Source organism: Sphingobacterium sp. E70 (assembly GCF_019285695.1).
Lineage (GTDB): Bacteria > Bacteroidota > Bacteroidia > Sphingobacteriales > Sphingobacteriaceae > Sphingobacterium > Sphingobacterium detergens.
Map to the genome: position 1 here is coordinate 2,596,601 of NZ_CP079104.1, position 23,907 is coordinate 2,620,507.

At 38.0% G+C, this 23,907-nt stretch carries 34 protein-coding genes and 3 pseudogenes; 12 read left to right on the forward strand and 25 right to left on the reverse strand.

The features are described from left to right. Window positions 1-226: 226 nt before the first annotated feature. The 21 genes and pseudogenes from KUH03_RS18555 to KUH03_RS18655 form a co-directional block, all read right to left on the reverse strand. Window positions 227-634: an exonuclease domain-containing protein gene (locus KUH03_RS18555; protein ID WP_257095638.1), complete on the reverse strand. Its 408-nt coding sequence runs from the start codon at window positions 632-634 to the stop codon at window positions 227-229. 116 nt (window positions 635-750) lie between these two features. After that, window positions 751-1,062: a glycosyltransferase family 2 protein gene (locus KUH03_RS18560; RefSeq protein WP_306429631.1), complete on the reverse strand. Its 312-nt coding sequence runs from the start codon at window positions 1,060-1,062 to the stop codon at window positions 751-753. Beyond that, complete coding sequence (locus KUH03_RS18565; protein WP_257095642.1) at window positions 1,008-1,562, reverse strand: glycosyltransferase; 555 nt, start codon at window positions 1,560-1,562, stop codon at window positions 1,008-1,010. Before KUH03_RS18565 ends, KUH03_RS18560 begins: the two co-directional genes overlap by 55 nt. Before the next feature lie 5 nt (window positions 1,563-1,567). Further along, window positions 1,568-2,493, reverse strand: a pseudogene (locus tag KUH03_RS18570) (GDP-L-fucose synthase family protein). A gap of 18 nt (window positions 2,494-2,511) precedes the next feature. After that, window positions 2,512-3,589: pseudogene (gene gmd, locus KUH03_RS18575) on the reverse strand (GDP-mannose 4,6-dehydratase). 90 nt (window positions 3,590-3,679) lie between these two features. Further along, entirely contained in the window at window positions 3,680-4,324 is a 645-nt protein-coding gene (locus KUH03_RS18580) for a NosD domain-containing protein (protein WP_257095644.1), read from the reverse strand. Next, complete coding sequence (locus tag KUH03_RS18585) at window positions 4,318-4,686, reverse strand: glycosyl hydrolase family 28-related protein (protein WP_257095646.1); 369 nt, start codon at window positions 4,684-4,686, stop codon at window positions 4,318-4,320. The genes KUH03_RS18580 and KUH03_RS18585 overlap by 7 nt, the downstream gene beginning before the upstream one ends. A gap of 454 nt (window positions 4,687-5,140) precedes the next feature. After that, a complete protein-coding gene (locus tag KUH03_RS18590) occupies window positions 5,141-5,542 on the reverse strand; it encodes a hypothetical protein (RefSeq protein WP_257095648.1) in 402 nt (133 codons plus the stop codon). Further along, window positions 5,535-5,951 carry a glycosyltransferase family 4 protein gene (locus tag KUH03_RS18595; RefSeq protein WP_257095649.1) on the reverse strand — a complete coding sequence of 139 codons (417 nt, stop codon included), beginning with the start codon at window positions 5,949-5,951 and terminating at the stop codon, window positions 5,535-5,537. The genes KUH03_RS18590 and KUH03_RS18595 overlap by 8 nt, the downstream gene beginning before the upstream one ends. Before the next feature lie 349 nt (window positions 5,952-6,300). Next, window positions 6,301-6,585: a glycosyltransferase gene (locus tag KUH03_RS18600; RefSeq protein WP_257095651.1), complete on the reverse strand. Its 285-nt coding sequence runs from the start codon at window positions 6,583-6,585 to the stop codon at window positions 6,301-6,303. Window positions 6,586-6,606: 21 nt separating this feature from the next. Continuing rightward, window positions 6,607-7,266 (reverse strand): O-antigen ligase family protein, encoded by a 660-nt coding sequence (locus KUH03_RS18605; protein ID WP_257095653.1) that lies wholly within the window; start codon window positions 7,264-7,266, stop codon window positions 6,607-6,609. A gap of 805 nt (window positions 7,267-8,071) precedes the next feature. Further along, a complete protein-coding gene (locus KUH03_RS18610; protein WP_257095655.1) occupies window positions 8,072-8,668 on the reverse strand; it encodes a glycosyltransferase family 2 protein in 597 nt (198 codons plus the stop codon). A 1-nt stretch (window position 8,669) separates the two neighbouring features. Beyond that, window positions 8,670-9,125, reverse strand: coding sequence for a hypothetical protein (locus KUH03_RS18615; protein ID WP_257095657.1), 456 nt, complete (start codon window positions 9,123-9,125; stop codon window positions 8,670-8,672). 17 nt (window positions 9,126-9,142) lie between these two features. After that, window positions 9,143-9,385 carry a hypothetical protein gene (locus tag KUH03_RS18620; protein WP_257095659.1) on the reverse strand — a complete coding sequence of 81 codons (243 nt, stop codon included), beginning with the start codon at window positions 9,383-9,385 and terminating at the stop codon, window positions 9,143-9,145. 6 nt (window positions 9,386-9,391) lie between these two features. Next, the gene (locus KUH03_RS18625) at window positions 9,392-9,697 is read right to left on the reverse strand and encodes a hypothetical protein (protein ID WP_257095662.1); all 306 of its coding nucleotides are present in this window, start codon (window positions 9,695-9,697) and stop codon (window positions 9,392-9,394) included. Between the two features lie 81 nt (window positions 9,698-9,778). Next, entirely contained in the window at window positions 9,779-10,144 is a 366-nt protein-coding gene (locus tag KUH03_RS18630; RefSeq protein WP_257097099.1) for an oligosaccharide flippase family protein, read from the reverse strand. 556 nt (window positions 10,145-10,700) lie between these two features. Beyond that, the gene (locus KUH03_RS18635; RefSeq protein WP_257095664.1) at window positions 10,701-11,273 is read right to left on the reverse strand and encodes a hypothetical protein; all 573 of its coding nucleotides are present in this window, start codon (window positions 11,271-11,273) and stop codon (window positions 10,701-10,703) included. Window positions 11,274-11,334: 61 nt separating this feature from the next. Then, window positions 11,335-11,718, reverse strand: coding sequence for a hypothetical protein (locus KUH03_RS18640; RefSeq protein ID WP_257095665.1), 384 nt, complete (start codon window positions 11,716-11,718; stop codon window positions 11,335-11,337). 79 nt (window positions 11,719-11,797) lie between these two features. Beyond that, window positions 11,798-12,367: an SLBB domain-containing protein gene (locus KUH03_RS18645; RefSeq protein WP_257095667.1), complete on the reverse strand. Its 570-nt coding sequence runs from the start codon at window positions 12,365-12,367 to the stop codon at window positions 11,798-11,800. Between the two features lie 96 nt (window positions 12,368-12,463). Then, a complete protein-coding gene (locus KUH03_RS18650) occupies window positions 12,464-12,643 on the reverse strand; it encodes a hypothetical protein (RefSeq protein ID WP_257095669.1) in 180 nt (59 codons plus the stop codon). Window positions 12,644-12,660: 17 nt separating this feature from the next. Continuing rightward, window positions 12,661-14,289, reverse strand: a complete 1,629-nt coding sequence (locus KUH03_RS18655) for an SLBB domain-containing protein (RefSeq protein WP_257095671.1) — start codon at window positions 14,287-14,289, stop codon at window positions 12,661-12,663. A gap of 467 nt (window positions 14,290-14,756) precedes the next feature. Here KUH03_RS18655 and KUH03_RS18660 point away from each other — a divergent pair, with 467 nt between their 5' ends. From KUH03_RS18660 to KUH03_RS18715, 12 genes are all read left to right on the forward strand, one after another. Further along, window positions 14,757-14,915, forward strand: a complete 159-nt coding sequence (locus KUH03_RS18660) for a DUF5106 domain-containing protein (protein ID WP_257095673.1) — start codon at window positions 14,757-14,759, stop codon at window positions 14,913-14,915. Continuing rightward, window positions 14,897-15,544: a DUF5106 domain-containing protein gene (locus KUH03_RS18665; RefSeq protein ID WP_257095675.1), complete on the forward strand. Its 648-nt coding sequence runs from the start codon at window positions 14,897-14,899 to the stop codon at window positions 15,542-15,544. The genes KUH03_RS18660 and KUH03_RS18665 overlap by 19 nt, the downstream gene beginning before the upstream one ends. A 3-nt stretch (window positions 15,545-15,547) precedes the next feature. Continuing rightward, on the forward strand, window positions 15,548-15,853 hold the full coding sequence (locus KUH03_RS18670) for a S24/S26 family peptidase (protein WP_257095677.1): 306 nt from the start codon (window positions 15,548-15,550) through the stop codon (window positions 15,851-15,853). 748 nt (window positions 15,854-16,601) lie between these two features. Further along, a complete protein-coding gene (locus KUH03_RS18675; RefSeq protein ID WP_257095679.1) occupies window positions 16,602-16,895 on the forward strand; it encodes a hypothetical protein in 294 nt (97 codons plus the stop codon). Next, window positions 16,883-17,515, forward strand: a complete 633-nt coding sequence (locus KUH03_RS18680; RefSeq protein ID WP_257095681.1) for an SDR family oxidoreductase — start codon at window positions 16,883-16,885, stop codon at window positions 17,513-17,515. Before KUH03_RS18675 ends, KUH03_RS18680 begins: the two co-directional genes overlap by 13 nt. Before the next feature lie 304 nt (window positions 17,516-17,819). After that, the gene (locus KUH03_RS18685; RefSeq protein ID WP_257095683.1) at window positions 17,820-18,089 is read left to right on the forward strand and encodes a PqqD family protein; all 270 of its coding nucleotides are present in this window, start codon (window positions 17,820-17,822) and stop codon (window positions 18,087-18,089) included. A 170-nt stretch (window positions 18,090-18,259) separates the two neighbouring features. Continuing rightward, window positions 18,260-18,814: an ABC transporter transmembrane domain-containing protein gene (locus KUH03_RS18690; protein ID WP_257095686.1), complete on the forward strand. Its 555-nt coding sequence runs from the start codon at window positions 18,260-18,262 to the stop codon at window positions 18,812-18,814. 2 nt (window positions 18,815-18,816) lie between these two features. After that, window positions 18,817-18,996 carry a hypothetical protein gene (locus KUH03_RS18695; protein ID WP_257095688.1) on the forward strand — a complete coding sequence of 60 codons (180 nt, stop codon included), beginning with the start codon at window positions 18,817-18,819 and terminating at the stop codon, window positions 18,994-18,996. Then, window positions 18,993-19,238: a hypothetical protein gene (locus tag KUH03_RS18700; protein WP_257095690.1), complete on the forward strand. Its 246-nt coding sequence runs from the start codon at window positions 18,993-18,995 to the stop codon at window positions 19,236-19,238. The genes KUH03_RS18695 and KUH03_RS18700 overlap by 4 nt, the downstream gene beginning before the upstream one ends. Further along, window positions 19,235-19,735: an ATP-binding cassette domain-containing protein gene (locus KUH03_RS18705; protein ID WP_257095692.1), complete on the forward strand. Its 501-nt coding sequence runs from the start codon at window positions 19,235-19,237 to the stop codon at window positions 19,733-19,735. Before KUH03_RS18700 ends, KUH03_RS18705 begins: the two co-directional genes overlap by 4 nt. A gap of 121 nt (window positions 19,736-19,856) precedes the next feature. After that, entirely contained in the window at window positions 19,857-20,141 is a 285-nt protein-coding gene (locus KUH03_RS18710; RefSeq protein ID WP_257095695.1) for a hypothetical protein, read from the forward strand. Continuing rightward, complete coding sequence (locus KUH03_RS18715; RefSeq protein WP_257095697.1) at window positions 20,087-20,770, forward strand: hypothetical protein; 684 nt, start codon at window positions 20,087-20,089, stop codon at window positions 20,768-20,770. Before KUH03_RS18710 ends, KUH03_RS18715 begins: the two co-directional genes overlap by 55 nt. Window positions 20,771-20,887: 117 nt before the next feature. Here the strand turns inward: KUH03_RS18715 and KUH03_RS18720 are convergent, their stop codons facing one another. From KUH03_RS18720 to KUH03_RS18735, 4 genes and pseudogenes are all read right to left on the reverse strand, one after another. Beyond that, a complete protein-coding gene (locus KUH03_RS18720; RefSeq protein ID WP_257095708.1) occupies window positions 20,888-21,037 on the reverse strand; it encodes a hypothetical protein in 150 nt (49 codons plus the stop codon). A 62-nt stretch (window positions 21,038-21,099) separates the two neighbouring features. Next, on the reverse strand, window positions 21,100-21,966 hold the full coding sequence (locus KUH03_RS18725; RefSeq protein ID WP_257095710.1) for a S41 family peptidase: 867 nt from the start codon (window positions 21,964-21,966) through the stop codon (window positions 21,100-21,102). Window positions 21,967-22,170: 204 nt separating this feature from the next. Then, complete coding sequence (locus tag KUH03_RS18730; protein ID WP_257095712.1) at window positions 22,171-22,449, reverse strand: hypothetical protein; 279 nt, start codon at window positions 22,447-22,449, stop codon at window positions 22,171-22,173. Between the two features lie 90 nt (window positions 22,450-22,539). Continuing rightward, window positions 22,540-23,818, reverse strand: a pseudogene (locus KUH03_RS18735) (replication-associated recombination protein A). Between the last annotated feature and the right edge of the window lie 89 nt (window positions 23,819-23,907).

Consider the following 23,907-nt stretch of genomic DNA (forward strand, 5'->3'; position numbering starts at 1 on the left):
TCGCAATAAATTTAAAGTAACAATAAGAATACCTATTTTATCTATCAAAGATAAAACTAATAATGAGAACATCAGACAACTACCTTTCGTTCTATTACAATCCAACGTAAATATCATGCCAAAGAAGGAATGTCAACATGTCTTAAATACAAATTAGCACAAGCACGGGCATCTGAGAGCGCCTCGTGATGGTTAAGCTCAATTCCCAAAACTTCACAACAGGCATTTAGCCGTGCGGGCTTGAAACCCTTTCCTGATAAATACGAAAGGTACATTCCCACTTTTCGCTCAAGCCCAAACTTTCATAAGGAAGATTATAATAACTCATTGTTTTACGAAGCACACCACGATCAAATAATTCATTATGCGCAACCATTAACCGATTATTGATCAGTGGAAAGATCTGTGGGAATAATTCTTTGAAGGTAGGAGCAGCAGCTGTATCTCGTGGCCTGATCCCATGAACACGCGTCGTCTGCCACATATATTGGTTTTGAGGTGGCTGAATCAGTGAATAAAATTCATCAACAATAATTCCCCGCTCCACAACAACCAGCCCAATTGCACAAGCTGAGTTCTGATTAGCAGTAGCAGTTTCAAAATCTATCGCTGTAAAACTTAATCCTGATTGCATCTATAATCCTCCTAAAACAGGGGTAAAAATAATACTTTTTTAATTGTGCCCCAATAGCTAACTTTTCAAATTGAAAATAAAAAAGCAAAGTTTAATCATTCTGATTTATCAAAATTTTAATTTTGATAATATATTCTTATTAATAATATCTCTTTTTTATCAAAAAACCAGCCCCATTTATTAAAATAGTATATTGCTGATTGCATTCCTATTTTGGTCAACCGCCACGATTTGTGTGATCCTTTTTCAAAATGATGATAAATATGAACTTTCGGGTAGAATACAGTACGATACTTCGCATCTATTAATCGTCTACATAAGTCGGTCTCTTCACCATACATAAATATTCCTTCATCAAAAAGCCCAATTTCCTTCAATGCCGAGATTCGCAGATACATAAAACAGCCCGATAAATAGGGTACATCCATAATACGGTCATACCCTGTAAATCTAAGTTCAAAAGATCATTTCTCCGTTCGACCATTTTGTTAAACGGGTTAAACCTTCTGCCTATCCAATCGTAGGGTGTAGGCAGCAACTTGCACAGCCGCTGGATCTCATTATTTGGATAGAGTACCTTAGGCATAATATTGCCAATATCTGTATTCTTCTCCAGATAATCAGTCAATTCTTCCAATACACTTTCGGCGTAATAAACATCAGGGTTTAAAATAAGATGATATGTCACCCCTTGTTGAATAGCCGATTTCAATGCAATATTATGCCCAGCCCCAAATCCAGGGTTTGATGGATTGTGTATATATTCAATTCTCGCATCGATGACAATATCTTTCAGCTCATCTGTAGGTGAATTATCAATGAGATATAACTTTATTACTAAACCCGATTGAAGAAAACTTCCAATAGCCTCCAAGAGAACATTTCTTTCATTCCGATATAAAACGATTGAACCTGTTACAATAACCATTAATTTTAAAATTTGGATTTTACCTCTTGATAAACAGACTCAATACCTTCTCGCAGAGAAATTTTAGCTTGCCATCCTATTCCATTGATTTTGGACACATCCATTAATTTACGAGGCGTTCCATTTGGTTTGGTACTATCGAGTACTATTTCCCCTTCAAACCCAACAATTTCCTTAATCAATATAGCTAAATTATAGATCGAAATATCCTCTCCCACGCCAATATTGACTAAGCCTGCTCCATTATAATTTTCCATAAGGAAAACACAGGCATTTGCTAAATCATCAGCATGCAAAAATTCACGAAGGGGAGTTCCGCTTCCCCAAATCACAACTTGGTCATGCCGCTCTCTTTTCGCCGTAATAAATTTACGTATCATTGCAGGAAGTACATGAGAGTTGTTCAGATCGTAATTGTCATTTGGCCCATAGAGATTTGTTGGCATGACGGAAATAAAATTACATCCATATTGCGACCGATAGGCATCGCACATTTTGATACCAGCAATCTTAGCAATCGCATAGGGCTCATTGGTAGGTTCCAATTCGCCGGTCAATAAATATTCTTCCTTCAAAGGTTGGGGGCCAACTTTGGGTAAATACAAGATGAGCCCAAAAACATGAGCTTATTCACACCATTCAAATAAGATTGATGAATAACGTTATTCTGAATCATCAGATTTTCATAGATAAAATCTGCTCGATAAGTATTATTGGCAATTATTCCACCTACCTTCGCTGCGGCAAGAAAAACATAGCTCGGTTTCTCTCGCTCAAAGAAATGGGCAACACCATTTGAATCACGTAAATCTAGCTCTGCGGATGTTCTTGACACAAAATTATGATATCCTTGCTTCACTAGTTCTCTTACTATCGCGGACCCCACCATTCCCCGATGCCCAGCGATATATATTTTATCACTTTTATTCATAAGCTCTTTTTCCTCTTCTTATTTTTTCAATCTATCCAGATCGGCTTCCATCATCTCTTTTACTAATCCCGCTAGATCGTATTTTGGTTGCCAACCGAGCTTGGTTTTTGATTTTGTAGGATCACCGATCAAAAGATCTACCTCAGTTGGTCTAAAGTAAGTCGGATCAATTGCAACGACCTGTTTTCCAATTTCGAGACTAAAGTCAGGATTACTGCATGTTTTGATAAATGCTTTTTCTTCTATACCTTCTCCGCGAAAATCGAGTTCTATTCCAACCTGCGCAAAAGACATGCTGATAAAATCACGAACTGTGGTAGTTACACCTGTAGCAATCACATAGTCCTCAGGTTGATCCTGCTGCAATATCAGCCACATTGCTTCCACATAATCCTTAGCATGTCCCCAATCCCTTTTAGCATCTAAATTGCCTAAATACAGACAATCTTGTTTTCCTAAAGCTATCGCCGCTGCTGCCATTGTAATTTTGCGCGTGACAAATGTTTCGCCTCGACGAGGAGATTCATGATTGAATAAAATACCATTACAGGCGAATATATTATACGCTTCACGATAATTTTTAGTAATCCAAAAACCATAAATTTTTGCAACACCATAAGGTGAGCGTGGATAAAAGGGAGAATTTTCATCGTAAAATCCCTTTTCATTTTTATTCGCAGCTAAGCCACCATATAGCTCAGATGTTGAGGCTTGATAAATACGTGTTCTTTTTCAAGACCTAATATACGTACAGCCTCTAGAATGCGTAAAGTCCCAATTCCATCTACATTTGCTACATATTCCGGAGAATCAAAGGACACTTTTACATGAGACATTGCTCTAAATTATAGATCTCATCCGGTTGGACCTCCTGAATGATACGGATAAGATTTGTAGAATCGGTAAGATCTCCATAATGTAATTTAAAACGAACATGCTGTTCATGTTGATCAACATAAAGATGATCGATTCTTTGTGTATTAAAAGATGATGCTCGCCTCTTTATACCATGAACCATGTATCCCTTTTCCAATAAAAGCTCTGCTAAATAGGAGCCATCTTGACCGGTTATCCCCGTAATTAATGCTATTTTCATTTCCCCTTTCTTATTTTTCTGTATCTAATCTCTTATTATAAATATTATTTACACGTCCTACGTTCTTTTCAATTACTCTTTCTGAATAGTTTAAAAACTGTTTCCTTCTATTTGTGAAATTAAACCTTCTGGTTCAGTATCGATGATAATTCCTGTCAATCCTACATTATTTGTGATAGACGCTTGACCTTTCCCAACCTTTAATAAATAAAATGCTTCTGCAGAATCCGAAGTGGAGATATTGTTATTAAAAAGAACATTTCTAGCCCCATTTAACTGTAGTAAATTTTGAAAACTATTTTCAAAATAATTACCTGTAATGTCAAATCCGTATGTAGCCTTATTAAGAGATAAACTGAGCCCATTTTTTGAATCGCTCACACCTTCACATCTATTTCGTAAAAATGTATTCCCCAAAGCTGTTTTCCCGTTTACGCCCAGATGTAAATAGCCTTCTTGCATATTTTCAAATCCATTAGCCTCTACAATATTGATGTTGTACACACCTTCGCAAAATATACCTATACGAGAAGATTTAAAATAGGAATCTCGAATAATATTGGCATACATTCCGTATTGCTGTGATCCTTCAACAAAAATACAGACATCATGCTCCTGAAAGACACTATTATAGATCTTTACCTTCGTAAATGCTCCCTCATGGGAGACATTTAGGTAAATCCCATATTTACTTCCCAATGTTCTTATATTCTCAATAATAACATCCTCTAGCATATTCTTTTGGGCTGTAAAAATACTTCGTAATTTTTGCCGACTTTCGACCGAATCACCATCCCTCCCACTCCTCCAACATCTCCTTCACCGAGTATCTTTACAGAATTAGGTATAACCAAGGGCTTACTAATTACATAATCTCCTCTTGGAAAAAAAACAGACTTACCTGTTCCCTTATCCAAAGCCTTTTGTAGAGCATCTGTATCATCAGTACTTCCATCTCCCAGTGCTCCGAAGTCTTTTACATTTAAAACATAATCAGAAATATCTTTTCTCGATTCCGTTCTATTGTCTGACTGTGCTGTACAAGATAGATTACAAATTGCAAGAACAACAAAAATGACAAATAAAACTCTATTCATAAGAAACTTTATTTACAAAATTAGGCTTTTTAACGAAAAGACGATAATCGCCATCAACTAAAGATGAATCTTTTATTGATGGTAAAATTTGCAGTAGCCCCATTTCATTAATTATTCCAATATCGTAACCTAACGACGAAACAATCTGTGACAGTTTAGCCTCCCAAATCTTATTATAGATAGTTTAAAACTTTCTTTTTCTCCTGGAAAATCGCCCCATTAGCCAGAAGTATTTCCCTCAAGATATCAGTCGTCGTCAATAAGAAAAAACTCTGAACATGGGGTGTATAATTGCTTCTTATCAAAGATTGATAAACTTTGGAACTGTAGGATATACCTAATAATCCTAAATTAGGATTTTTGTTAAAAACACTGATGTAGTCATCGATAAAGCTGTCAGACTCTCCGTTTACAGATGAGTTTGTCAAGAAGATATATTTATTGGTTGCATCAATTATATTTTTGCCACAAAACTATATCCGCTAAAATCCATACCACAATTCGGAACTGCATAAATTTTCACTTTATCATTATAGAATCCTTGCTGTTTAAGTCTAGACTCATACTGTTCAGTTAAATCAGAGACGGTCAAGATTCCTTTTATCGAGTTAGCTCCTTTATAGCTATTGAATTTGTCAAAATAGAATTTCAATCCACACACGAACTTATTTCCAGTATATTTTATCTCCTTATGGCGTTCAAAGCAGTATCCAGCCCATTCATGGGTATGAAAGATTATTTCATTATCTAAAATAGGATTTCTCTCTCTTCTCTGGATTTCAATTCGTCCTACTCTTTTTATATGAAGGAGATGAAGAAAATATTCAAACACAACAAACAAATAAAACTTAATCATAAATTTCCCAATACTCCTTTCTTACCAAATCTATAGAAAAACGGTCTTTTATACGTGCTAAATTAATCAACTGCCTATTGTGGTATAATGAAGAATATCCTGGTTCAAAAAGCCTTCTGATATTACGAATATCATTCATGATTAAATTTTCTGATGGAACAATCTCTTTTACAGCCGGAATATCCCATGCAATAATTGATAGACCTGAATTCATTGCTTCTAAATATACCATACCGAATGTTTCGCCTCTAGATAACAGAATAAAATAATCTGATTGTGATAAGAGTTCATCAACATCTGACCTATATCCCAAAAATCTGATTTTATCTACAATCCCTAAACTTGAAGCCTGTTTCTTTAGCATTTCGACATATTGCTCTTCACCTCCCCAACAATATCCAATGACCACTGATAATCTTTTATTAGCCCTAAGGAATCCAGCATTCGATCTGTACCTTTTTGATAGCTTATACTCCCTACACTAATCAATCGTAAGGGTTCATTTTGATCTATCCTAAACACAGAAGTATTGGGGACAACCCAATTCGGGATACATGAGGCCTTATATCTAAAGCTGGATCTTGCGAAACCAAAGGATGTAAGGTAAATAATTTTATAGGAGAGAAGCTCAGATAAAAATAAAACAAGTGTATGAAATGTAAATACCGTTAGTCTTCTGATAAAGCCTGTATGGGAATCCCTGTTATTCTCTGGTAATGAATGAACTGTAATAATTGCCTTGATACCAGCCAGCTTGCCTATAATCGCTGTCCACAAATGGCTTTAGGCTGATGCCCATGTATATAATCGAAACCTCTTTGCTTAATATATTTATATAGACTTGTCACTGATTTTTTAGAAAACCAGCTCATTTTTATAACCTTTACAGAAATATCTTTAGGTATTTTCTCAAGTAAGGGACCTTCGCTAAATGCGATAAGATGAATCTCATAATGCTCTTTTAACATTTCTATCAATTTCAGCACATGAAGTTCGCTTCCATATAAATTAGGCCGATCAATTACAAAGGCTATTCTCTTCATTTTTAAAAACAAAAAACATAATCAAAAAGGGATAGAAAAATTCAAGGTTTGGAAAGATAGAGAAAATAAAAACAGATAAAAATACCAAAATCTAATAAAAGAATTTGCCGTTCGTTGCAAAATCAGACAAGTTAGAAGCATATATATCAAAAAGAGAATCAATCCAAGCTCGACAATCATTTGCAGAACAAAATTAAAAGAAGCTGGACTAGCTCCTCTTGGATAGTACAAAACATCCATATAAGCAGGTAGATAATCTTTAATATAATATTGGAAATTGTACATGCCAACTCCCAAGAGTAAAGATTTATCCTTTAGCAAATTAAAAAGAGCCTGGGAGCTTCCATACCTCTCTATGGTGGACAAATCCGCCTCAACCTCGAAAGCACTTATAAACCTCGCGCCAATATTAAACCCACCAATGGACATTGTACTTAATATATAAACAAGTGCTAAAACAACCGGCAAAACAAATAGGGATTTTATAGCACCCTTCAAACTAAAAATGTTAATATATCGACCAAATTCGATCGCATAAAAAATCAAAAATAGCAATTGCCCCAGCCTTGAAATTGATAAAATAACACAAATAAAAAACAATATTCCAACTGCGATTAATATGTTTAATTTAATTAAACGTTTTCTAAAGGCATAAAAAAGTGCCAGATTAGAAAAGAACAATTGGTATACAAAAAAGACGCTTCATTGGTCAAACCTGCGGGCCTGGCTCCTAAATAATCCTCAATTCTAAATGTTTCTGAAAAGGAAGGGTTATTATGAATTAATATAAAGCCTATCCCAGAATATTGTAAAAGAACTGCAATTGACGGTAATATGCCTGCTAATATCATAGCCCTTAGAAAATTTCTATTTATCCGTTCGACATCAAATGTTTCTATAAGGTAGTTTCGTACAATAAAAAAACCGGAAGAAATACAAAAAGTTTATTAAGAGACATCAGCCCTCTAATGAGGGGATCGGACTCATATATGGATCGGGGAATAAGTCCCCAAATGCAACCCTTATGGAACCTAAAATAATAGAAATTAGCGAAAAAACAAGGAATATGATCCAAATAAAATCAGGCAAAAACAAACGTGTTTTAGCCAAATAAGCTTTCAGATCTTGCTTTTGAAATAACAGAATTAAAAGTAATAGTAGAAAAGATTTAATTCAAAAAAGAAACTGTGATGCCAACCTTTATTATTGAAGTTACATTAAACTGCGCCGTTATAATCAACGGATATATAAGTCCAATTGATTTCTTTAAAAAAAAGTAAACGGTGGATACTATAATCAGAAAATATAACAAATAAAAAAGTACACCTAACATATCCTTTTTTGAGATTTACAATGAGAAACAAAGTCTTCCTATATTCTCTATAAAGATAAGCTTTCCAGGAACCAACATTTAGATTATTGATAGATGCTTTGTAAACCTCGTTGAATCCTTTGACAGCATTTACGTTACTGATTCCTTCAGTGTTCATATGAGCGATTGTTTTATCCAAAAATAAAACTCCCCTTTTTCTGCGTATATCCGGGAAAATAATTCGTAATCCATCGCAACTTTATAACTCAGATCATATTGGAATGCAACATACACATTCCGGGATACAAAACAAGTAGGATGCCAAATAGGCATTTGGAACACAAAAGTTTCCAAGGCCTTAGGAGCATAAACTTTACTTATCTCCCGATCAAATAGAGATAGTCTTCCATGAACAACCTTAAAGTCTTTACCCGATTTGTTTTCAGCGAACAATCGTGCAATATCTTCTAAAATATTAGGTTCATAATAATCGCCCGAATTAATCAAGCCAATAACATCCCCGGACGCACGCCTTATCCCTTTATTAAAAGCATCACTGATTCCTCTATCCTTCTCACTAATAAAAACGGCTATCTTATCACGGTATTTCTCAATTATTTCCAAGGTTCCATCAGTAGACCCTCCATCAATAACTATATATTCTTTATTAATATAATCTTGCTCAAACAATACATTTTTAATTGTTCTTTCAATATTCGTTACATCATTAAAGACAATGGTGACAATAGATATCTTTGGCAATGCGCTCATTTTATAAATTTATTTTATGTAAATAAAACCGAAGTAGTTGAATCAAATTTCGTGGCAACCAATGGAAAATAGAAGAGTTATAAAACCTGCCGTCAGTACCAGATTGCCCCATTATTCTAGGCAGATATTTGAATGGTATAAATATTAACCCCGAGGCCATAGCATGTAATACAGCCTTGGCCAAACAATGCTCAAAATAGACACCCTCACTATCATTCAATTGGCTTAAAAACTTGAATAGAAAATCAGAATAAAAATCTTTTCTTGCAATAAAAATTCGTGAATCAATAAATTGAAAATTAAACTTATCCAATCCATATATATCAACTTTTTCGTGATTAAATGATTCAAGTAAATTTTGAATATTTGTTATTTGATACCTTCCCGTAATTTTGCATACATAGGTTCCATCCGCTATAAATTTTGACTTCTCAAGAGCATGTAATAAAATCAACATTTCACCATAGCCTTTTCCTAGGTTCCGATCATAGTCGTTGCTAAAAAAGTAATGAATTCAATACGTTTCTTTTCATCAGCATCAAATGCACTAGAGATGTCTGTTCCTGAATTCTCCGCAAATACAATAGGAAGATCGGTCGCTCTCAGGTAGAAACGGATGGCATCTATATACTGATGCTTTCTCATTTCTGCGTCCTGTAAGGCTGTTAAAACCATTCCATTGGGAAGAATACAGCCTGTTAATAATAGTGCTCCCATAATAGATTATTTTTTCCAAATACCAACCGCTGTGCCAGCGATCAGCTTCTGATATTGCATATATTCTACGATAGCTGAGGCCGCACTTAAGATCAGGGTCGCCAAGACGACACCCGAAAGGCCTAGCCAATGTCCAAATAGAATCCCAAGTGGTACATTCAATACCCCCACAACAACGACCAAAATAACTTGGAGGCTAATTATGCCAAGACCATTCAGATAATAAATATAAATTGTCCTAAATGCATTTAGAACAGTATAGATAGCCAGAATCCATGAAAGTAAAACTGGCGAATCTATTTCAGTTCCCAACCATAATTTATATGCGAAACGCGAAAAAGTGCCATAATGCAAGCGAGAAATCCCAGTCCCAAGACCAAAAACTGCATTTTTTTATCGTTTTTTTATCCATGCATGATCCTCAATCCGATATGCCTCCCCAAAAGCTGTCCATAAAGGAGCCATAACGATTCCTGATAACATCGTTATAACACTAAAATATCTATACGCTATATTATAGGTGGTAACAGCAGTTGGGCCAAATAGCTGGGTAATAATTAAATTATCAATATTGTACACTAGAATCAACCCGAGTTGAATAACAAAGAACTTCCAGCCTAACTGAAATATATCTCTTAATAAAGTCGAATCAAAAGAATAAAAACTAGGAGAAATGGATTTATATCTTCCTTTAAATAGGAAAAAATTAGCCGTCAATAAAACAATCACTGGACTTAATGCCATAGGCACAGCAAGCATTTCCAATGAGCCTTTTTCACATACATCGTAAGTAAAAAAATCACAAAAAGAGACAGGCAGTTAATCAAAAGATTAATTACAGATCCGACTATAGTATTTTGATTTGAAGCTGCGACAGTGATGATAGTGTTTAAAACAAATTGAAAGGTAAAAGAAAAAAAAATCACGAATGCAACAACTTTCAATTCGCTCTCTGTCATAAAATGAGCATTTAATATATTTTGCCATTTGACAAAAAATTGACAGCTAATAAATAATAGAAATAATCCTAATGAGATATATAACAAAAGCAAATAAGTAGTACTTACATATTTTTTCGCCCTAACAAGGTCGCCATCAGTGATTGATTCTGTTAATTTAGTCTTAAGACCGTTTCCAAGTCCTATATCGAAAAAAATTAAACCAGCCAATTATACTACTTAAGACCAACCACAATCCATATTGCTCTTTATTCACAAAATTCAACGTCACGGGTACCAAAGCCAATGTAGCCATAACACTCAAACCCTTGAATAACAACGAATAAGAGATATTATTTTTTAATCTACTTGTACGGTTATACATTCAATGACCTTTTAAAAACAAATGAAACTGTTAGAAAAAATAGTGAAAGCATTAAACCCAATATCCCTCCAAGAAAAACCCCTTTAAATAAGCCTATTGACTGCTTATATAGTGGTAGAACTGGATCATCAATAACTTGTATCAACGGGGTTTCACGCATGAGGGACATTTTTGCCATCTCTAAATTCTGAATCAGTTGACTAAGTATTGCTTTATTTGTTTCAGCTGAAAACTGTGAACGCTGGGTCGGGATAATCCGCTGCGCTTGTTTGGTCGGGTTGAGGTTAGGCGTATTATCAACAATAACGGCTGCCGAAGTTATTGCTCCATTCATGATCCCGCGCACTGAATCGGTTTTATGTTGTAAAATTTTTATATTATCCTGTGATTTTTTCGTTTTTGTTTCCACATAAAAGTCATTTACTGTTTTAACTAATGCACTGTTAAAATCTTTAGCAAAAATTTCATCAAACGACTTCACCTCCACCTTAATTATGGAAAGCTTTTTATCTACCTTATCAACAATTAAATATTTATCTCTAATTGTAGAAACTACATTATTCATAACACTATCCTTCGCACGTTGCAAAGCTGACGTTTTTGATGAGGTTCCCTAAAAGAAATTCCTAACAATTCAGGACTCTTCTTCTTCCATTTTTCCTTAACCCCATTACCGACAAATACCTATCAATCAACAGGATCAAAGATGAATCCGAATTAAACCTGCTTAATAAAGAGGCCTCAATCATTTTACGAGATTTATATAATTCTAACAAATTATCACCCTGAAAAATCCCGCCAGTTGAAGTGCCGAAATCTATTCCAGCCAATGCTGCCAGCCCAGCCACTTGCCCTAACCCACTTGTACCACTTTCTCCTGATTCCAGAACAAATGTTGTGGTAGCAGTATAAACTGCTTTACTTGATTTCGCATAAAAAAACCGAGAAAGACACCAAGGATTCCTAGAGTTAATATAATATACCATTTGTGCAATAAATAATATGACCATCTCTTGATCTTTAATGTCAATTCTCCAATTGACAACTCCTCGGTCATTAACCGATCTCTTTTACTTTCCAATATTTTGATTATTTAAATAAACTAATAATAATCGCTAGAGTGGAAGCGACCCCGGTCCCAATACCAATCCAAGCCTGTGAACTTAGCTTTTCTCTTGGTGCACGTTTAGGAACAACAATCTCAGCTCCGGGCTTCACCATAGGGTAACCTCCATCTTTCCCTTTTACTGCGCCATTGGCATACTGGACAAAGACACGCTTTTTCAAAGCATTGTCGGTAAAACCACCAGCTTGATTGACATAATACTTCAGGCTCTTGCCTTTGACATATACCACATTATTTGGGTTCAAGACTTCACCGACAACCTTCACTGTCTCCAGTTCTTTGGGTACAGTAATTATATCCCCATCTAAAACCAATAAATCGCCACGTTGATAAGGATTTTCCAGTATTTTGTTCAGCTCGATACCAACAAGATCACTTGGTTCAACATCAGCAGCCGACATTCCTTGCTGTGACACCTTGGCCAATGCTGTATTTTTAGCCTTTGAGTTATCTGCATTTTCCTCCTCAGTCTCCCTATCTTGTTTACTTTTCTTATTGCTATTTCCCTCTTCCTCCAAACTATCCTGCTCCAATTCTTTTTCACGCGTTCTTTTTCTTTTTCTCTTCGGCTTTCAATTTGGACATGCCCGTACGTTTGAGAGAAGCACCTTCTGTATAGGCATAAGATGTTAATCCCCCGCCCGCTTGATGATATCGGAAATACGTTCATCTTCACGTGAAATGGTATAAATACCCGGATAGAGCACCTCGCCCTCGATCTCGACTTGTCGTTGGGTACGGAACCCTGCATCGCCCAAGACTGAAATAACATCATAAGGCTGCAATGCGATGTTGGGATCTGTCAGCATACCATCTTTAATATCAACTAAAATAGTTTGCGAAGAACTGTGATCATCAGCATTGCGCTGATTAAGTCTTCGGGCAATCTCCACGCGTGCATTTTTGCAGCCTCGGTAAATCCACCGGCCTTTTGAATAATGTCACCTAACGTTGCATTGCTAGCGAAAGGTAAATCACCAGGAAAACGCACTTCGCCTTGAACAGTGAATTTATATTCATCGCGCAGATCAAAAATAGAAGCGATTTCGATCTTGTCCTCACGCTTCAGTGGAATGTCGGCTACTGTTCCTGCTAATACTTCGCGTACATTAAAATTGATCAGTTCAGAACTATTATCCGCTTTCAAGCGGTTGATGATACCTCGTTCCAAAAAGGCATCCTCACGCACACCATCTGCCATTTCAAGCACTTGCTTGAGTGTCAGACCGGACTCCAATCCAAAAATACCAGGACGGAATACTGCCCCAAGAACAGACACCCGATTAGCATAACGTTCTAATATCGGCTCGACAACATATTGATCTCCACCCTTAGGGGTATAATTTGCGAACTGATCAGCATATACATCCTGGACACTGCGCTCACGTCCTGTCGTTTGCAAGACCTTGATTTTAGCAGTATAGGCATTCTCAGTAAAATCACCCGCATAACGCAAGATATCGGATAAAGATTCTCCAGCTACAGTCTCGAAAATAGCAGGCCGTTTTACTTCACCTTCAAATTGCACCCGTGCACCGTATACAGGAATATGGATAATATCCTGATCCTGTAGCCTAATATTGCCCTGTTGGATACCGTTGGCTAAAAAATCATAAACATCAATTGTGCTGACAACACGATTACCACGGATCACCTGGATCTGACGGTAGGTACCATTTTTATTGGGGCCTCCAGAAGCATAGAGAGCATTGAACACTGTTGCTAAAGAAGGTAAACTATAGGTCCCCGGTTTGGTAACAGCTCCGGTCAAGGTAACGCGGATCGTGCGGATATTACCAATTGTTACACTTACATTGGTCCTTCCTGAACGGATTGCAGGGTAGGTTCCACTCAAACGTTGTTCAATCTTACTCTTCGCTGCTGCTATCGATAAGCCCGCAACATTAATCGGACCAACATATTCCACCTTGATCATTCCATCTGGGCTGACAGGAAGTGTATAAGAAGCTTCATTATCACCTGTGATATCCAATAAGATCTCATCATCAGGACCAATGATATAAGAACTTGGTGTCGCCATCCGGAGATTGGGTTCAAAAGTAATGCTATTATTTCTAAACAGATCCGCGCCAAAAATCTTCAATTTTCCATCATCATGCTGAACGGAATCGGGATTATTATTGCGTTTATTTTGTAAGGAATCTGTCGTATTTACGCCACCCACTTGACGACCAACTGCCCGCTCTGTGGTAGCGGTCGTCTTAGTTCGCTGCGATTGATCAGGTTGTTGTTTCTTGCGCTTAATTTTCGCCAAACGTTCTTTTAGCTTTTGTACTTCAACAGCAGATACCCCTTGTGCACGGGCGAAACCATCCAGTTGGCTTTCGTCATAGCCCATTAAGGCAGCTTGTTTTACATATTGCTCTATCTGGGAATCCGTAAGATTATCCACTTTGATATTAGCAGGATTGGTCTGTGCGTATACTGAACCCACAAATCCGATCATGCAAAACCATAAAATTACTTTTTCATTCGATATATTGGCATTTGCCGCAAAATTAGTAAAACTATTTAATTAAATCGTTTAAAAATTTACACAGAAAGCATTCTTGTGGCAGGAAACAGTTTTATTCCCTTTACTTAAATCTTTCGGTATTCAGATGACTAACGTAAAAAGGAAACTTTTGCTACGCTTTAAACCTAATCATATTAACTATCATTAATTTTAACTGGCTATCAAGGCAAGTAGGCAACGACATAGGCATCCTACATTTTAATTCTGTCAATGGAATCCTGAAAGTTTTATTAACTTAGCAAAGTTAAGCATTAAATTAGAATGAAAAGTTCAACTCTTGGTTTTTGGTTGCCGATAGGCATGATTGTAGGTCTTTTATGGGCCTGTGATGGAAATAATAAATCAAAAAAGAAAGTAACGAAACAATACCGCAAAAAGCGGGTGCCATGAGTGCCGCAGATAGTGGCTTGTTACATTTCTGGGATAAATTCGACATGAAAGACACTGCTCAGGTTAAAAATCCAGACAAAGGAGAGCAGCAGCTCGCTGATTTTATCGGATTATTATCAAAAACCCTGATTCCGCTATGCGGGACAAAGCGGTAGACCTGATGTTAGACAAAGCCAAATCCAATAGAACCAGTTTCGACTACTTTATCAAACTATACGAACGTTATCTCTATGATGGTAATTCACCGATGCGAAATGACATCATCTACGAGTCTGTTCTACGTTATATGATCAAAACAGATTTATTATCGGATCTGGAGAAAGAGGCCTATAGACCTGTCTACAAGTTAGTGTTACGTAATAAGGTAGGCCAACCCGCTGAGGATTTTAGCTATGAGCTAGCCAATGGAACAAAACAGAAACTATCACAAACTAAAGGAAAATTCACCTTTTTGATCTTTTATGACCCCGATTGTGCCCATTGTAAGGAGACGATCCACCAACTCCGCGATACGCCACAATTAGTTGAGTTATTCTCGCAACTACAGGTGCAAGTATTAGCCATCGACCCTTGGGGAGATCGCAGTAAATGGAAAAATTACATGCCAGAAATGTCCGAAAAATGGATCAATGGCTTTGACAGTGATAGCAAAATTTTATCTTTCAATCTTTACGATCTAAAAGCTTCGCCAACAATATATCTCTTGGATGAAAACAAGAAAGTCCTATTGAAAGACACTTACCTGCAACCGGTGATTCAATATTTTGTTCAACCCAATCAATAATTTATGGCTGAACATTCGAAAGACAATAAGACACGTATTATCTCCAATGTGCTCTATTTTGCCGAAGTACAGCGTATGCTAGACGATGGCAAGGAAGTCCGTATCCGCATCAAAGGAGGGAGCATGCGTCCATTTATTCATGATGGAGATAGCGTAATATTACAGACTTATTATGGGGAACCTTTGCAACTAGGAAGTAATGTATTGGCCAAGCATGAAGGGAAGTATGTTTTTCACCGTTATGTAGGAAAAAGAACTCACAGATCGTGTTGGCAGGCGATGGAAATCTCGTCCTACAGGAATATATAAACCTGCCAGATATTATTGCGGTCGCTTCGGTTCATTTTCCACAAAATTCGGCGAAGGAAATTAATCTAAATCACAGCTGGGCAAGATTCCGTGGCTTGGTCTGGTACCATATCCGGCTACTTCGGCGGATTGTTGCTAAATTAAAAAAGCTACAATTCTAGTTCGGTGAATGATGTCAGCAATGGGCTTTTGCATAATTTACCTCATAATTGCCCCTTTAAGAAGAAAAACATCTACCATTTGAAACAAATAAATTACAAAATATTTTATTAAAATACACGCATATCCAGGAGCCACTCACACATAAATTTCCTCAAAATAACCGTTTTATTGAATCTTCAACCTATACAAATAGCTTAGGTTAGTCTGGCATTTTCCTTATATAAGAAAAATTTATTATCAACTACTTAAAAATCAATGTGTTAAAAAAATTAACACAAAACTGTAGCAGGTTATATTAATTTAACGTTGAGTAAATAGAAACATGTAAATATGTGTATATTTGCAGCAATTATTCTAACTAGATTATGAGGAGAATCTTAATCATTTTGAATTGTCGTCTGTGTTTTTCTGCACTGAGGCCATATTTAAACACCTCCTACAAGCTGAGAATAATTAGGAAATACATACAGTTATCAAATTATTTTATTAACAAATTAAAATAAAAAGAAATTGTTCTCAAACCGTTTTGGAGTTAGAAGAGTATTTTCATTTAGCTATATAAAAAAGAGTTATTAAGGGGAATAACATGAAAGTATTAGTTTTAGGAGGCGATACCGGCTTTATAGGCAGTCATTTAAGCAGGAAGCTTAAAGATCCATTTGAATGTAAATTTGTTTCAATGCGAAACCTGAGTTGGCTGGATGACAATTTTACAGCGGAGAGCATCATTAATTTAGTGGGCAAAGCGCACGATTTTACACGTAAAGCCTTGGAAGAAGATTTCTTTTATGCCAACTTTGAACTTGCAAAAAAGCCTTTCAATTATTTATCTCCTCGGAAGCTAAAATTTTTATCCACATTAGCTCATTGGCCGCCATAGAAGAGATAGAATCTTCCAAATCCTTATCAGAAAATGCAGGTTATAATTCCGTTTCTCCCTATGGAAAATCAAAGCAAGCTGCCGAAGAGTGGTTGATGCAACAAAAACTACCTCCAAATAAGAAATTAATTATCTTACGGCCTCCCATGGTGCATGGTGCAGGAGATAAAGGAAATTTAAACCAATTATATAAATTAGTCAGTAAGGGTATTCCTTATCCTTTGGTCCGATTTAAGAATAAGCGTTCTTTTCTTTCAATCGACAACTTTTGCTTTTTTATCGAACAGATTCTCTTACAACATGAGAAGATGGGTACAGGCATTTATCATCTTGCAGACGATGAAACGTTATCTTCGAATGAAATTGTTAACGTCATGAAACAAGAGACTGGGCTAAAAGTTCCTTGCTTTCCTCTACCTAAGCATATTATCCGTTGGCTTTCCAGATTGGGGGACCACAGTCGCGCACTGCCTTTAAACACTTGGCGCCTCAAAAAATTAACAAGTAATCTAGTCGTTTCCAATAAAAAAATAAAACTCGCGTTAGCCATTCAGAGACTGCCCAAAACGGCAAAACAGGGTCTTCGTGAAACCATACAATCATTTAAGCAGGGGCACTAAAAACTATATTCAAAAATTCCATAAAATTTGGCAGACGTTTTACAAAACAGAAATATCCAAATTAATTGGCAAAGAGGATAATTGTTCTCTTTAGGCATCGCTATACCCTTGCATTTAAAGAGCAATTTAGTTAAGTTTGGACTTATTACTCGCGCTTTTAGGCCTTTATGCTAGAAAATTATATATGCATAGGTCTATCATGGGCACTGTTATTTATTATTTGGCTATTTCATAACAGTTGGAGAACCAAGCAAGATATAATTTCCCCATCGAGGGCATACACTTTTATACAGATAATTTATATATGAAATTAAGATCGGATTTAGTATTGAGAACAATTGGTTCAGATCATTTAATTGTTGACCCGAGTCAGGATATGGTCGATTTATCAACTGTATACACACTAAATAGCACTGCAGCATGGCTTTGGGAGCAATTAAAAGAAAAAGAGTTTGACACAGCTACAATCGTTAAACTACTCTGTGAAAACTATGAGGTGGAAGAGGAACAGGCGCAATCCGATGCTAAAGTTTTACTTGGAGATTTCGAAAAACAAGGACTATTGGAAAAATAACCTTTCCATTGATCTATCCGAATGAATAATAACAGCCTGAAACAACATGTGCGCTGGGCATGGTCAATCAGCGAAGGCTACCGTGGTAGATTGCTCCTATACTTTGTATTGGAGCTGATCTGTATCGGTCTTTCCTGACCTTTGTATACCTGTCCAAAAAAGCAGTTGATGTGGCAACTTCCCCGGGAGTATTATCCCTTAAATGGCTGTTGATCGGTATTATTGGAAGTATCACGCTAAATGTGGCTATAAAAGGCTATTCAGGCCGTCTTCTGGAGCGTGTCAAGCTCATGCTTACACTCCAACTGCAACGGACTATGCTCGATGCACAGATGTTATCCGTATGGAAACTGATCAAAAACTGGCATACAGGTGATATCCAGATCCGGATTCAGACCGACTGCGAAGAAGTTGCCAATACCATTGCCAGCACGATGCTTTCCTTTGTATTGACGATTATCCAACTATTGGCTTCGGTCGGTTTCTTATGGTATATGGATCCGATGCTTGCGCTTATGATTCTTGCCATATCACCTTTATTTGTATTTTCAAAGATTTACTTCCGCAGAATGCGTAAATTGAGCAAGGAGGTAAAAGAGGAGGAAAGTAATTTCTCAAAAGTTCTCCAGGAAAATTTACGTTTCCGTTTGCTTATCCGCGCCATGGGCATTTTCCCAAAAAGGAGGGCAAAATTGACAGCTAGTCAACAGCAGCTTTTTTACTGAAAATGCGTCAGATTAATTTTTCAACCTATACCCAAGGCGCTATGAAAGTCGCCATGAATGCAGGTTATTTGGTCGCCTTTATCTGGGGAGTCTATCGGCTACAATCCGGACAGATTACTTTTGGAACAATGACGGCCTTTTGCAATTGGTCGCGCGAATTCAAACACCAATTCTTGCATTGATTGCTTATATTCCAGGTTTTGTTCGCTTTCGGGTATCTGCAGATCGGCTACTGGAATTACAGGAAGGTGAGATTGAACCTCAAGTAAAACAGGAGCGCCTGAACAAAACACAAGAACTCCTTATCCGTGATCTCTCCTTTCGTTACGAGGACAAATGGGTATTACAACAGTTAAACCTTTCGCTAAAAGTCGGTGAATCAACAGCAATTATCGGCCCAAGCGGAAAAGGAAAACCACTTTGATCCGTCTATTGTTATCGCTGCTCAAAGCTGAAAAAGGCGATATCACATTGGTAGATATCGATGGAGAACGATCGTTGGAGGCAAAACATCGCGTCAATTTTGCCTATATCCCACAGGGCAATTCACTCTTTAGCGGAACAATCCGGGAAAATCTTCTCCTCCATGTGAAAGAAGATGGAGCGCTAGACATAGATCAGGCGCTATGGTTGGCCTGTGCCGAATTTGTATTTGACTTTCCGGACGGGGTAGATACCCTCGTAGGGGAATCTGGCATGGGTTTATCCGAGGGACAAGCGCAACGTATCGCTATTGCCCGCGCGCTGATGCACGATGGTGATATCTGGCTCTTTGACGAAGTAACCTCTGCCTTGGATAGAACGACTTCAGATATGCTAACACAACGTCTGCTCGAATATGGAAAACATAAAATATGTCTATTTGTAACACACGACTTACATCTCGCAGATAAATGCCAACACCGCATCTATCTCGATTAAAGTAATCACTGTGATTCGCAAAATACAGATAGTTATGAAAATAATCCGGACATACAAATAAATAAAAGACGAACCGAGCACATGAGCTCATGAATATATTTATTCACATAGGAACTGAATTATGAATATAGAAAATTCGCTGGAGTTATCTCAAACCCGTTACCGCATCGCTGACTTAATCTTTGAGTTTAACCATCCAACACCTATTGCGTTGAATGATATCCTGGGGTCCTTTCGGGATTTTCAGATCGGTATTGCTGACGATAAAGCTGATATTACAATTAATATCAGTCTAGAAAAAGCACCAGTAACAGCGGATATGGGATTATTGCGGACAGATGAGTCTATTGCTTGGGAGATCGCTTTCGTTTTTATGAGAAAGAGGACACATTTATTACGACAATAGTAAATGATAACGGAAATGGAACTTGGTATCAGTATAGCAACCGCAACTTTGAGCGATCTACGATTTATGTTCCTGAGAGCTCAGCAGCTGAACAGAGTGCTGTAATTACCTGGATGTCCATGATGATATTTGGCCAAGCCAGCCTTCTGCATGATACCATTATGATCCATGCCTCCGTGGTCAATCATCAAGGTACTGGAATCGCATTTTTAGGGAAAAGTGGAACCGGAAAAAGTACGCATAGTAGACTATGGCTTACCCATATTCCCAACACTGTATTGCTCAATGATGATAATCCGGCTGTCCGAATAACAGCGGAGGGCATTTTTATCTATGGAACACCATGGAGTGGCAAGACACCTTGTTATATAAATGAACGATTACCGCTAAAAGCCTTCGTGCGGTTACAACAGGCTCCAACCAATACCTTTACCTGGCAACCGGGACTCAAAGGCTTTATTGCTGTTTTACCAAGTTGCACGGCAATCCGATGGAATAAAGATCTCTTTGCAAGTATGAATACAATTTTGGAAAAAATTGTAGGTGAAGTACCGGTAGGTTATTTACAATGCTTGCCCGACGCGGCGGCGGCCCAGCTGTGTCATTCATTCATATTTGGCAGTAAATAATTCGTATTGAGATTTCTAATAAACTAAGAGGTCACAGGATGACTTAATTATCCTGTGACCTCCATATCTCTCATAGCTATTCTCATACTTGCTCTCTTCGCAAGTAGCAACACTAACTTATTTACTCCTTGTCTTAATCATGCCCCGCTCCGGCCTTGTATGCATTTTGCCCTGTTCCACTGTTTGGATTGTACGTGCAGAAATACTGCGCATAGCTGCCCGTGATTTACTTGTGGGAGCTGCATCAGCTAAAGCCGTTGCCAGCATTTTCTCCTTAGGATCTCCGACGTCAGCTGAAACATCATCACCGATACCACTCTTATCAGGAACTAGACCGTCCCAATAATCACGCAGACCGGATTCAGTTCCTTGTTATATTTCTCGCCGAGATTTCCGCGTGAATTCTTCAGAATAAAGGAAGCTGGCCAATAAGATACTTTGTCCCGGACTTTCTGTTCGAAAAACCCAACGGGTTTACCATAGGTTCTGGATTCAGTGGCTATAATCTGAACTGGAAGATGCGGAGTAAGCACATTGACCAGCATCTCAGCCGCTGAAGCAGTCTCTTCGCTCACCAAGAAATAAACTTTATTAAGATTTAACGTACTTAGTCCGTCAAAGTAGGTATCATGCATATTCAGTTGATCTCTTAAGTTCTTTGCTGCATCCGACTGCATATACTTATTCATTTCATAGGTCAGCATCAGTTTACCTTTGGTCTTGGCGCCGCCGATCTTATCCGCAACATAGATAGCCGCATCTACATAGCCGCCGCCATTGTAACGAAGATCAACAATCAGGCTTTTGATCTGTTTGGCTTCATATTGGGCAAAGGCCGCATCAATATTCTTCTGATTTTGATTGTTACTGCCAATCTCCTCAAAAGAAGATAAGGCCAAATAACCGACATTATTATTACTGTTGAGATAGATCGTATCCTTGTAGATCGGATTGATCACATACGAATTGTTATAACTCATCGCTTTTTCGAACAGCTTATTATCCGCACGTTTCACCTGCAATGTAAGATTTGCTGCATCCAATGCTGAATTGATTTTATTTCTCAATCGACTATAGGCTGCAGCATCTTTTACTTCGCAGGTTCTGCCCCCATCCGGACAATTGACTTCGATCGAATAGTTTTCCTTATCATTATTGACAGCTGTAATGATATCTGCACGTTTAAATCCCGCCAATTGCGCTGGAGAGCCCCTTCAACAAAGGAAATATAAGGTCGTGCAGTAGCTGCATCCAAAGAAAACCATTGCACGGAGATGCCATAGCCTTCGTTGTTATCCATCTTTGTACTGGCCTGCTCGGAGATATTGTAACCATTGAGACCTTCCATAAAGGAAAAGCGGTCAAAAACCCTGCGTAACCAGCCGCCACATGGACAGGTGTCAGCCTTTTGAGTGCATCAAGCACATTACTTGCCGAACCATATTGATCGGTATACTGAGCCGGATTTTTAAATAATCCGGAATAGATCCATCCGCCCATACGGAATAGAGCTTATAATATTTATAAATATCGTCTTTAATAAGCTGACCTTCGGTACGGTCAGTTGGTTCCGGCTCCGGTTCGGGCTTTGGATTATCCTTTTTACAGGAAAGAACAGTAAGTCCGATCAGCGCTATCGCTGCCCAACGCCCTACTTGCTTTAGAGGCACTATGTTCATATGTTGAAGCAATTTGTAAAACAAATATAGATATTAGTATTGAGTAGTTAGTATTGGGTATTGAGATTTTGTAGCGGCATTTTTACTTTCTCAATATCTGTATTTCTCTTTCCACTTGTCCCGAAGGCTCTGTCGGACCTTCTCCTCCTGAGGATTTTGTCCCGGTTCGTATAATTTTACACCACTAACCTCTTTGGGTAGAAATTCCTGTAACACAAAGTTCCCAGGATAAGCATGTGCATATTTATATTCGGCTCCATAGTTGAGCTCCTTCATCAGTTTAGTCGGCGCATTACGGATGTGTAAGGGAACCGACAGATCGCCGGTTTGTTTCACGAGCGCCTGTGCCTTATTAATGGCTTCATAGGATGCATTGCTCTTGACCGAAGTTGCAAGATAAATGACGGTTTGCGAAAGAATAATGCGTGATTCGGGCCATCCGATGACGTTCACCGCCTGGAAACAGTTATTCGCCAACAAGAGCGCATTGGGATTAGCATTGCCAATATCTTCAGAGGCCAAAATCAATAACCTACGCGCAATAAATGAAGGATCTTCTCCCCTTCGATCATTCGGGCAAGCCAGTATACGGCAGCGTTCGGATCAGATCCCCGTATAGATTTTATAAAAGCTGAAATAATATCATAATGTTGTTCCCCAGCTTTGTCATAGATCGCCATATTCTGTTGTACCTGCTTCAGCACAAAAGCATTGCTAATGGGTTCCTTATGGAGAACTGCGGCATTGACAACAAGTTCAAGCACATTCAACAGCTTGCGTGCATCACCACCGGACAAGCGCAGCAACGCCTCATACTCTTCAACAGCAATCGCTTGTTTTTGGAGATACTCGTCCTCATAAAGCGCCTTTTGAACCAGACCAATAAGATCTGCCTCTGAGAGATGCTCCAACACATAAACCTGACAACGGGATAACAAAGCGGATATAACCTCGAATGAAGGGTTTTCCGTTGTCGCGCCAATCAGTGTCACCAAACCGCGCTCAACGGCTCCCAGTAGCGAATCCTGTTGGGATTTGGAAAACGATGTATCTCATCAATAAACAGAATTGGCTGATCCTGATTGAAATTCATCAGTCGCTCGGCTTTATCAATGACCTCGCGGATATCTTTTACGCCAGCCTGAATTGCACTCAGGGCAAAGAAAGGTCTATCCAGCTCCTTTGCAATCAACAGCGCTAAACTTGTCTTTCCAACACCCGGAGGCCCCCATAATATCATTGAAGGGATATTCTTTTGTTGGATCGCATGATAAAGTACTGCATCGGGACCAACAATATGCTGCTGCCCCACATAATCTTTCAATTGATGTGGTCGTAATCGTTCTGCAAGAGGGATACGTGTTGCCATAGTACAAATTTAAAAATTAAACCCTACAATAACTAAATATTTTAGTGTAGTCTAATGAAGTATACCCAAGCAGTGGGCGTGTAACTAAA